The organism is Nitrosomonas communis, from assembly GCF_024102715.1.
Classification (GTDB): Bacteria; Pseudomonadota; Gammaproteobacteria; order Burkholderiales; family Nitrosomonadaceae; genus Nitrosomonas; species Nitrosomonas communis_B.
Window position 1 is genome coordinate 1 of sequence record NZ_JAGFJM010000026.1, and the last position, 5,062, is coordinate 5,062.

General features: G+C 51.4%; 7 protein-coding genes. 1 reads left to right on the forward strand and 6 read right to left on the reverse strand.

Translation table 11 applies throughout. The annotated features are described in order from the left end of the window. The first annotated feature begins 95 nt into the window (after positions 1-95). Positions 96-758 (forward strand): hypothetical protein, encoded by a 663-nt coding sequence (locus tag J5I83_RS02835; RefSeq protein ID WP_304053128.1) that lies wholly within the window; start codon positions 96-98, stop codon positions 756-758. Between the two features lie 181 nt (positions 759-939). On the opposite strand, the gene J5I83_RS02840 is transcribed toward J5I83_RS02835, so the two are convergent. The 6 genes from J5I83_RS02840 to J5I83_RS02865 form a co-directional block, all read right to left on the reverse strand. Then, positions 940-1,365 (reverse strand): type II toxin-antitoxin system VapC family toxin, encoded by a 426-nt coding sequence (locus tag J5I83_RS02840; RefSeq protein WP_304053130.1) that lies wholly within the window; start codon positions 1,363-1,365, stop codon positions 940-942. Between the two features lie 96 nt (positions 1,366-1,461). Further along, positions 1,462-1,593: a hypothetical protein gene (locus J5I83_RS02845; protein ID WP_304053132.1), complete on the reverse strand. Its 132-nt coding sequence runs from the start codon at positions 1,591-1,593 to the stop codon at positions 1,462-1,464. 103 nt (positions 1,594-1,696) lie between these two features. Continuing rightward, positions 1,697-2,656, reverse strand: coding sequence for a reverse transcriptase domain-containing protein (locus J5I83_RS02850; RefSeq protein WP_304053133.1), 960 nt, complete (start codon positions 2,654-2,656; stop codon positions 1,697-1,699). Beyond that, positions 2,656-2,790: a hypothetical protein gene (locus J5I83_RS02855; RefSeq protein WP_304053134.1), complete on the reverse strand. Its 135-nt coding sequence runs from the start codon at positions 2,788-2,790 to the stop codon at positions 2,656-2,658. Before J5I83_RS02855 ends, J5I83_RS02850 begins: the two co-directional genes overlap by 1 nt. Before the next feature lie 111 nt (positions 2,791-2,901). Beyond that, on the reverse strand, positions 2,902-3,303 hold the full coding sequence (locus J5I83_RS02860) for a hypothetical protein (protein WP_304053136.1): 402 nt from the start codon (positions 3,301-3,303) through the stop codon (positions 2,902-2,904). 114 nt (positions 3,304-3,417) lie between these two features. Beyond that, positions 3,418-5,062, reverse strand: a 1,645-nt coding sequence (locus J5I83_RS02865) for an SUMF1/EgtB/PvdO family nonheme iron enzyme (RefSeq protein WP_304053138.1), incomplete at its 5' end; no start/stop codon positions are given.

Sequence of the window (5,062 nt, forward strand, 5' to 3'; positions counted from 1 at the left end):
GCCGACACCCTCAAAAAACTCCCCGCCTGGCCTAACAGCCGAATCGATGAATTGCTACCGCTTGCACCGGAGGCTATTGAAGCATTGTTGAAGGAATGTGGGTAGGTGGTGGGGTTGGAGGGATACGGAATACAACGGCGATTGCCCAGTACAATTATGCTCAAGGTGCAACACAGCCGCGCAGTGCGCCTCTTGATTTCAGCGAAGATGGCAGCCGGGTGTCCTATTTTGCAAGCGTTGAAAATACCCAGAAAGCCGGCCCAATTGTTCAGCGTACGGTGGACATTAACTGGTTGCCGAGTGCTCTGCACAGCGAAGGGGTAGGCTCTGGTATCGTCACCGATTACTGGGCCGTGGTCGGGCGTCTTGCAGTGCAGTGGCCAATAAGAGGCAGCCTGAATTTCATGCTTGGAGGGGAATTAGGGTACGCGCCGAATGTGCCAAAGCGCAGCACAATAAGAACGGGCGCGTCGGGTAATGCCGATGGGCTCGCGGCCCAAGTCACTTTCAATTTTATCGATATCGTTCCACAGCACAGTCTCGGATTTGCGCTCGCTCGTATCGGGGATGGCTGGCTGCTGACGCCATCCTTTAATGATAATGCCTATGTGGCCGAGGTACGCTATAAATGGGTTATTGATAAAAACCAAACCATCGAAGTCCGCATGCGCTATAGCGAGGATATCCGACAGCGTACAAACGCATCACAAAAACGTCAGGATCTCGATTCTTTTTTGCGTTACACATATAGATTCTAGATAGTGTTGTCACAAGATATTAGCCCAAAGAGCGATACATCAGGTTTGAATGGCAGCACAGAAAGGGTCAGATACCAGAATCATAAATTCTTATTCTGGTGAACAATAACCCCAGTTGCCATTATTTTTCTTGATTCGCGATCCCTTCTCCCGGAATAGCGAGCTAGGCCTGCTCATTCGATCACTCAACCTGTGTCCATGGATCAATGATTTTCACGCCACAGCCTGAAAAATCCTTAACGTTCCGCGTGGCAATTGCGGCGTGCTGGCTTTTGGCGATGGCGGCAATCATCAAATCAACCGCGTCGGTATTAAAGCCACTGGTTTCACACTTTGCGGCAGTTTCACCATAGCTATACGCTGCCTCTTCATCGAAAGAGAAAATTCTGCCGCTGAAGGCTTCTGTTACAAAATCTGTAAAACCCGCGGTTAACCGGATGCGTCGTTTGCCCATTGGTAGATGCATCAGCCCTCTTTGAATTTCTACGATAGTAATCGTGGTGATGCCAGGATGTATCGGTTTTTGTGTGCTTATCCGTTGCCTTATATTGGCATCGGGCAGTTCATGCATAAGCTCGGAGATAATATTGGTATCTAAAATAATCATTTATTAGAATCGACCGGCTGGCGTCTTGAACTACGCTCAGGCAACTCAAGTTCCACTCCTTTTTCCGCAATCTGCAGGGTATCAACTGGCTTGAATTCATTTGCAAGAGATGCCTTCTGCAGCACATGCTGCAACATAAGCCTCCAGCGAAACACCCGCCTGAACCGCATGAATGCGGAGTATCTCTTTTGTTTTATCCGGTAAGTCTCGAATCGTGATATTTGCCATATTCGCCTCCTGGCAATGCTCTGATATCAATGCAATCAATGGTGTCAAAGTCGTGGATGAAAATCAATGCGGGTGTGATTGATAAAACCGGATCGGATCAAACTTAATTTTTTTGGCACAAGCCGCCGGGTCTGATGCGGAAGGGCTTCAGTACATGCTGCCGCAAACCCCATGAATCGACAAAACGTACATGATTGATCCATCCCTGCACACTGGCGTTAAATTCAGCGAAGGAAATTTGTCCCTCGCAGTAAGCGTGATAACGATGCGTGAGACGACGTGTGGCGTGCCGGATTTTGCGTGTTTTGACTTTGCGATATTCGGGATAAACGACGAAGCCAAGCCAGGGAACACCGTCTCTGGTTGGTAATACTTGCGCTTTATGATCATGAATGGTTAGGCGCAGTGCAGTTAATCGTTGCTTTAATGCGGTTTTCCATTTCCAGAGTTGTTGCTTGTTATCTGCAAACAGCGCGAAATCGTCAACATAGCGCAGATAGCCTTTGCAACCCAGTTCGCGTTTGATGAACAGATCAAAGCTGTGCAGGTAGCAATTCGACCAGAATTGGGAAGTCAGATTGCCAATCGGCAGTCCCCTTGGCCGGCAAGCAGCCAGCAAATCATCCCCTGGAAACCAGACCATCTGACATTCATCCTGCAGCGCATCGTTGCCGCCCGCAATGATGCGCTCGATCAACGCCATGATGTCATCTTCAGGTATCCTGCTTTTCAGGCATGCCAGCAGAATGGCATGATCAATGGATGCAAAATGCTGACGGATATCACAGCGTAACACGTATCGATAATTGCGGCAGAACTGCTGCAAGCGGTCAATGGCGCGGTGCGTGCCCTTACCGACCCGATTGGCATAGCTATCCGGGATGAATACTTGTTCGAAGCGGGGTTCGATGATGCTGCAAAGCGCATGATGCACCACCCGGTCACGAAACAAGGCGGCACTGATTTTGCGTCGCTTCGGTTCATGGATGAAAAAGTGCGTATAGGGGCCGGGCGTATAGCTGCCAAGCAGTAGTTCCTGATGCAATTGCAGCAAGTGATCCATCAATTGAAATGCAAAGGCAGCCACATCCGGTTTGCGCCGCTTGCCCGTAGCTGCATGTTGAAAAGAGAAGGGTGGATCAGCAAAGCGCCATCCACCAGCACGAGCAGCAAATCAATCCTTTCTTTCTCCCGCATCCAAAGCTGCTACTTCGCATCCAGCCAAATCAAACGAATAAATGCATTTGTCTACCAACTGATGAAAGGTTGAATGCTGCCAATCTTCGACTGATTCTGCCTAACCATGCTTTACCGGGTTGTAATGAATATAATCCATATGCGCGGCACAGTCATGAACATCGGTAATGGTATGCTCCCAGAAACGCCTTTGCCAGATGCCTCGTTCATTGCGTCTGATACGGGTTTTTGAGCGATATTCGATTTTGGGTATGAATTTTGAGAATGCTTTTTTTTGGCTAGCCAGCGGCTGGAATAGTCATCATCATGAGCAGGCAGCGTCCCTATGCAAAGCAGAAGGTCCGGCAGGAACACCCAGGCATCGATGTGGAAAGGTCGCTGTTGTTTGACAACACGAACTGCTGCGCGTAGCGCGTCGATATGCGTGATCAGCAGATCAGATGTGCGATCGTGTAAATTGACGGTGAAAAAGTAAGTGCCGCCTGGAATACGATTACGCCGGTAATTGGACATGGTTTGATTTTATATTGTGTGATTGGCGGATGGCGCTTTGCTTATCCGCCCTACAGGTTATCTGTGAAATTCGTAGGGTGGATAAGTGAAACGCCATCCACCACCAACGATAGGCTATTCATCGATGGGGGACGAACACAACACGCGGAAGCCGAGATCGTCGTAACCATTATCCGGATGGTAGTAGTAGCGCGTCGACGAGCGCACGCCGTCTGGATGACCGTACCAGGAGCCACCGCGCACCACGCGGGATGATGTGTCAGTAGTATCCTCATTGCACTGTTGCTCACTGCCATCAAACTGCTCACGCCAGTTCGAGCAAGTCCATTCCCACACATTACCGGACATGTCGTACAAGTCGAATTTATTCTCGGCAAAACTGCCCACCGGCGCGGATTGTTCACTATCCCACTGACTGCCACAGCCAGCGCAGTTGGCATGGTTGCTGCCCGGCTCATCCCCCCACGGGTAGGCCGTTTGCGTACCCGCCCGGGCAGCATATTCCCATTCCGCTTCGGTCGGCAGGCGGCATTGCGTATTTTTCTGCTCACCCAACCATGCTGCATAGGCGGTAGCTTCATGCCAGTCGATATTGACCACGGGGCGATTGCCACGCCCGCCCTTAGCCGTCGTCGGAAATGTTATTTCTTCGTTTCCTGCGTGCTGCTGCCAAACGTAATAATCGTACTGTTCGTAGGTTACTTCGTATTTGCCCAGGTAGAAAGGCTGCGCAATCTGCATGGGTTTGCCGGGTACACCCCAGTGTTTCGCCAACTCACCGAGAGTGGCGATAAACGCGGCATCCTGCTCGCCCATCTGAAAGGAGCCGGCTGGAAGCGGTTTTTTTGTCAGCTTGGGAAGCGGAGCATAGCCGAAGCGGAAACGCTGCTGCGTCCACATCATATTCAGCGGGAGTTCATGTTTAACGGTCCAGTAGTAGGATTCCGCGCCATACAGGACGATGCCTGTCAGCAACAGAACCCATGCACGCCGTGCACGCCGGCTCCAGGTAAGGAAATGGCTTTCAGGGCTATCTGCTGCAACCCGCACTGCCCGGTATTTTTTCAGACCAAGAAAGGTGAGGTTCCACACGCGTGCCAACCCTTTGCTTTGCTGCCATTGCTCAGCCTCATATTTGAGCTGCTGGCGGTAGATATCCCGATTGCGATTTTTTTCGATGTAATCGTACAGCGTAGGCCAATAGCCCAGCCATTTTCCTGTTTGCGGGTCCTTGCTGCGCGCACGAATCAGCGTTTCGTGAATCAGATCGACGTATTGTTTTTCCTGCTCCTGACTCAAAGTGACCAGGCGTAATACGCTGCTGCGTCCAGCGCTCAGGGTATCGGCCTGGCGCTCACCCGAAAGCGTGCGCAGAACTTGTTCGCCTGCTGGGTCATTGCCATTGCCTGCAGTGAAAATAGCCTCTTCCCGGGTGATGCGTTGCCGCGTGTGGCGGCCTTGGTCGTTGATGCGTGTCAGGCGCAATAATAATTCCAGTGCGGCCTGCTTGCCTCTGGGGATTGTCTGGTCGATCCGCTGTAACAAGGCATCCGCCTGGCTGCTGAGCATGCCGGCAATGCCGCCTTGCTGCCGGTAGGCATCACCGCTCAGGCAATGGTTTTTTCGCTGCTGCCACAAGGTGGTTAACGCATTTTCCACCAGCGGGAGTGCGCCGATTTCATCCTTGGCATCGTCCAGCATGACCGCGGTGATTTCGCTGACATCCAAGCCGGCCAGACGGGCGGGTTGTTCGATGATT

Excerpts from the sequence above, each read along its gene's own strand:
- J5I83_RS02835 (WP_304053128.1), top strand. The coding sequence starts at position 96 with ATGTGGGTAGGTGGTGGGGTTGGAGGGATACGGAATACAACGGCGATT.
- J5I83_RS02840 (WP_304053130.1), bottom strand. The coding sequence starts at position 1,365 with ATGATTATTTTAGATACCAATATTATCTCCGAGCTTATGCATGAACTG.
- J5I83_RS02845 (WP_304053132.1), bottom strand. The coding sequence starts at position 1,593 with ATGGCAAATATCACGATTCGAGACTTACCGGATAAAACAAAAGAGATA.
- J5I83_RS02850 (WP_304053133.1), bottom strand. The coding sequence starts at position 2,656 with ATGGATCACTTGCTGCAATTGCATCAGGAACTACTGCTTGGCAGCTAT.
- J5I83_RS02855 (WP_304053134.1), bottom strand. The coding sequence starts at position 2,790 with ATGCGGGAGAAAGAAAGGATTGATTTGCTGCTCGTGCTGGTGGATGGC.
- J5I83_RS02860 (WP_304053136.1), bottom strand. The coding sequence starts at position 3,303 with ATGTCCAATTACCGGCGTAATCGTATTCCAGGCGGCACTTACTTTTTC.